Origin of the sequence: Mesorhizobium sp. M1365 (assembly GCF_040317865.1) — a bacterium.
Lineage (GTDB): Bacteria > Pseudomonadota > Alphaproteobacteria > Rhizobiales > Rhizobiaceae > Mesorhizobium.
The window spans coordinates 1-4,730 of sequence record NZ_JAMYLG010000091.1; the positions used below are offsets into that span (position 1 = coordinate 1).

At 63.0% G+C, this 4,730-nt stretch carries 4 protein-coding genes; 1 reads left to right on the forward strand and 3 read right to left on the reverse strand.

The window, feature by feature from the left end; translation table 11 throughout:
• The coding region (locus tag NKH04_RS32860) for a hypothetical protein (protein WP_353045588.1) at positions 1 to 197 on the forward strand (197 nt) is incomplete at its 5' end.
• Positions 198 to 438: 241 nt separating this feature from the next.
• Here the strand turns inward: NKH04_RS32860 and NKH04_RS32865 are convergent.
• From NKH04_RS32865 to csgH, 3 genes are all read right to left on the reverse strand, one after another.
• Entirely contained in the window at positions 439 to 3,075 is a 2,637-nt protein-coding gene (locus tag NKH04_RS32865; RefSeq protein WP_353045589.1) for a caspase family protein, read from the reverse strand.
• A 487-nt stretch (positions 3,076 to 3,562) separates the two neighbouring features.
• Complete coding sequence (locus tag NKH04_RS32870; RefSeq protein WP_352542268.1) at positions 3,563 to 3,976, reverse strand: curlin; 414 nt, start codon at positions 3,974 to 3,976, stop codon at positions 3,563 to 3,565.
• A gap of 173 nt (positions 3,977 to 4,149) precedes the next feature.
• The gene (gene csgH, locus NKH04_RS32875; RefSeq protein WP_352542269.1) at positions 4,150 to 4,551 is read right to left on the reverse strand and encodes a curli-like amyloid fiber formation chaperone CsgH; all 402 of its coding nucleotides are present in this window, start codon (positions 4,549 to 4,551) and stop codon (positions 4,150 to 4,152) included.
• Positions 4,552 to 4,730: the final 179 nt, after the last annotated feature.

Here is a 4,730-nt window from a genome sequence, read left to right on the forward strand (position 1 = left end):
TCACCACCGTGCCATGGCCGCTCGCCCCTCAGAGCAAGCCCCGTTCTCTCTCCAAAACTTTTTGCAGAACCTTCAGCACACTATCACCTGCGCAAAACCAGGTCGAAGCCATCAAATCACTGGATCTTGCATCTCCGGCAGCAACAGAAACGCTTCAGCTATTGGCGTCACATCGATCGATCGCAGTAACGGCATAGGAACTGAAGCCGAATATTCGCTCCGTAACTTATGCCAGTCGCGCCAACTTCGGCCTGATTCGCTTTTCCAGGGCGAAGGCTGTCATCAGAAGGCTTTCATCAAGAGAATACAGAAATGCACCAGGTGCCCGGCGACCCAGCGCTCATCGGGTGAGCGTGACGCGAACAGAACCTTGTCCGTATTTCCTGTCCATCTAGAGCCCCACCGATCCACTGCGGCGCCCCGATTGCTTCCGCGCTCCTATTTGCTGCAGGCCGGCTCGCCCGGATGCCCGCAGGACGGCTTCTTGCCTGGCGGCTGCTTCGGCAGTCGTCGCTCTTGCATCTGGGGCTTCGGCTGGGCATGAAACTCCGGCTTCTGCGGCAGGCCTCGCTCTTGCATTTGGGGCTTTGGCGGTGCGTGAAACTCAGACTTCTGCGGCTTGGAGAAAACCTGCAGGTTCGACTTTTCCTGCAGCTTGAGCTGGCGCTGCGGATCCTCGTTCGGCTTGTTGACTTTGAAGTTCCGCTGGACGTTGACTTCCGCGCCGGCGGAACCTCCACCGCCGTTCTGCGGCTTGCGAAACTTCCTGTTCCCGTCGCCCGGCGCCAGATCACTCGGTCCGACAACGGCCTGGCCTGCGGACAGGTCCTTGCGCGTCAGCTTTTTCGGCTTGCCGCCACCCTGGTCGGAAAAGTCAGGTGGATTGTTCTCCTTGAATTTTTCCTGCGCGCTCTGGCCCAGCCGGGCTGGCGCACCGTTGACGGTCGGCAGCTTGCGAAACTTCTTGTTCCCGTTGCCCGGCGCCAGATCACTCGGTCCGACAACGGCCTGGCCTGCAGACAGATCCGTGCGGGTCAGCTTCTTCGGCTTGCCGCCACCCTGGTCGGAGAGGACAGCTGGGTTGTTCTTCTTGAACTTTTCCTGCGCGCTCAGGCTCTGCCCGGCCGGTGCACCGTTGACGGTCGGCAGCTTGCGGAACTTGCCGTTCTTGCCCAGCCCATTGCCGGCTCCGTTCTGCTGACCATTCCCCTGTCCGGTAACGCCAGCGCCGGCATTTCCCGTAGACTGCTGGCTGCCACCCAAGATCCCTCGCTCGCTAAGCAGCTTCTTGGACCTGCTGTTGGGTAAATTCTGCCCGTTGAGCACCGGCGGTTTGCCGTTGACGAGCGGCAGCGCCCTGCCATTCGCTCCCGGCAAAGCATGATCCATTGAGAGCGTCTTCGATAGCGGCTTTGCGCCTCCAGGCTGCTTGCCTTGCGCAGCCCCCTGGCCGAGCTTGCCCAGGGCGGCAGGGTTCCGGTTGGAGAGTGCAGCCTTCTTCTGCAGCAGCGGCGGCAGCGCCACTTTTGCCGTTAGCGCGGCCGCTCCTAGACCCTCGGCAGCGCCTAGCTTTTGGGCGGTAGTAAGGCCGCCCGGCGCGTTACCATTGGCCTGCCCAGCCTCACCGTTGATCTCGTTGTTGATCGTCCTGTTGTTGATGATGGTGGTGTTGTGGATGTTGTTGAAGACGATGTTATCGCGCGGTGGCACAATGTTGCGCGGCGGGTTGACCCATACCGGCACCGGCACGAAGACGGGCACCGGCAACACGAAAATATCGACTGCCGGCCGTGGTGGCGCCAACACAATGAAGTCCGGCGGAGGCGGCGGCAGGAAGATCACTGCGACAGGCGGCGGCGGCTCGAAATGGAAATCGGGATCGCCGAAATAGAGTACGGGCCGATCGACATAGATGATTTCCTCCTCCTCCGGTGGCGGCACATCGTAGGCGTAGACGGTGAAATCCTCCGGCGGCTCCAGCGCTGCATCGAAATGCTCCAGCCGCCGGCGGGCATCCCAGGCGTGCGGACCGTGCGGATAGCGATTGAGGTACGACCAGTAGGCTTCCGGCGTATCCTGGAGCCAGGTTTCGCGCCAAGTGATCGCTTCGCGCCGCGCAGCGATGATGGCACGCACGCGCTTGGCCATTGGATCGTGTGGGAAAGCGCCGACGAAATCCTCGTAACCGCGGAGCGTGTCGTGGTCGAGGGCCGCAACATAGGCGTCGTGGGCGTCGAAGTCGCGGATCTCCCTGGTCCGGTTGGCCCGAGACTCAGCCTCCGAGACCTTGGGCGCGGGCGCATCCGGAGCGCGGTCGAAGAAGACGAAGGGCGCCGTGATCTTTGAGGCGTTCCACGGAACTTCCGCGCCCTGGGTCACCCCGTTGACGCGAAGGCGCGTGCGATCGAAAACATCGTCAAGCGGCAGACCGCCTTCGCGCATCATCTCGGCCAGCGCCTGGGCGTAGGCGCCGTACGGTCCCTTGCCCTCTGGCGCGACGGTTCCCGGAGCGGCATTGAATGCGATAAGCATGTTCGGATCGGGATCGACCAGCGCGAGGCCGCCGGCCAGCGGCTGTTTCATCTGCGGGAATGCATTCGGCCGCGCCGCATCTAGCACGACGATGTTGACCTTGGTCGGCAGTCCGGCCAGCGACTTCGAGACATCTGAGAGCCGCATTCCCTGAAGCGGGACGTCGGTTGGATTGGCGATCTGGGCATCGATTGGCAAGAAATAGTTCTCGCCTTCAAACTGCACGCCACGGCCGGCGAGATAGACGAAGACGACCGCATCGGAACCGGCGGCGGAAACCTTGCCGAGGAAATCGCGCAGCGCGCCACGCAGCGATTCCTGGTCGACATCGCGGGCGCCGACCACATCGAACCCCGCCGCCTGCAAGGTCTGTGCGATCAGGCCGGCATCATTGGCCGGCGTCACGAGCGTGCCCGAAGGATAGGCGGCATTGCCGATGACGAAAGCGAGGCGTTTTTCACCCTGGGCGTGAGCCCCCGTCGCCGAAGCGGCCACGAAAACGACGAGGAGGAAGAGGCAGAGGAATTTCTGGAGCGTCAGCATGACAATCCGCCATCCGTACAAACAATAACGCTGCAGAGACAGAAATCTTCCGCAGACGTTGCAAAACAGAATCTCGCGCCGCTTTGCGGCACAATTTCGTCTAAAAAAAGCGGTTCAGATCGGCGGTATCCAGCAATTGAAAGCGAGACTTCTATCTCGCCGTGCATGAAACAGTCAAAATGGAACTATGAAGGTTCATGGGATTCGGCTCAAGCGTCATAAGACCGCGCGAGCGCGCCACGTGGCGTTGTCAGTCGGCGCTCCGGGACTGGATACCTAAAGCGCGATGAATGCCCGCCCTCGCGTTCTAGACCTCACATGGTCGTTCACGGAAAAGAGCGGGAAGCAGCTGGCAGGCCTTCGGATCGCACCTACTCTGCGCGCGCCCATTGGTGCGACCGCCAGCACATTGGAAACTGCCGCCAGGCAAGCGAGCCGCTGGCGACGCGCAACGATTCTCTGGGCCCGAGTCTCGATCGGTCGGCCGCTACCAGCCATAGCTGAAAGTAGCGCCACCACTGCCATTGCCGTTCTGCGCGACATTGGCGTCGGTGTTTCGGCCGAACTGGAAGATACCGTAGGCGTTCTCATTGCCGTTCTGCTGCAGCGTGGCGGAATGGCCATTGCCCTCCTGCTGGATGATGCCCAGATTGCCGCGACCGTTTTGTCCGATGCCAGCTGCGTTTCGCTGTCCGGACTGACGAATGCTGGCACCATGCAGGCCGCGATACAACGAATAGAAGCGCAGTCCAGTCGCCAGAGCGCGGGCGTCGCGGGCGTTGCCGGGGGCAAATGTCGCCGAAACCCAGCCGCCCGCGTAAGCCGGTGCGGACAACGCCGCCTGGCCGATGCTGCCGGCAACGAGAACGGCGGCAAGAGTTTTGAACATATTGCGGGTCATCTTTGGTCTCCATTTTCCGGCTGCCCAGCCTATGGCCAACCTTCTCATTTGGTGGCTGAACCCTCCCGGAATCCTTCGTTCAGCTGTCGTTCAGTCATTTTTTCTCCCGGCCTGACGCACATAGAAAAAGGGCGCCGATTGCCGACGCCCTTTTCGTAAATCTGGCGATGCGATCAGGTCGCGCCGCCGAGCCGCTCGGCACAGCTGATGCTCTTGCCATCGACCGTGAGCTCGAGCCTAGCATCATAGACGGCGCCCTTCGCGTCAAGGGTGACGGCGCCGAGCGTAGCTGGCTTGCCGGGCGCTGCGCTGAAGGCGCCGTCCTGCTCGATATTGGTGCCGCCGGTGCGAGCGGCACTTTCAACATGGAACGAGTAGGTGCCGCTCACGCTTTTGTCGGCATAGGCGAGCGCCTCCAACGAGACCATGTCGACTTCCGGCGTAGCGCGGATCTCGCAGCGCACCGGCCCGAGGGACTGATCGGCGGTGGCCATGGCCGCCAGCGCGCCGGCCGGGATCAGAACCAGGGCGAGCGCGGCCATGACGCGGCGGGGATGCTTCACGATGTGTGGCATATTCGTCTCCTTGGCTTGGCTAGCGGCGGGGCCCGGGGAGATTGGGGGGCCCCCGGGGGGGGGGGGGGGTTTTTGGGGGGGGGGGGGGGGGGGGGGCCGGGGGGGGGGGGGGGGGGGCGCCCGGGGGGGGGGGGGGGGGGGGGGGGGGGGGGGGGGGGGGGGTGGGGGGGGGGGGGGCC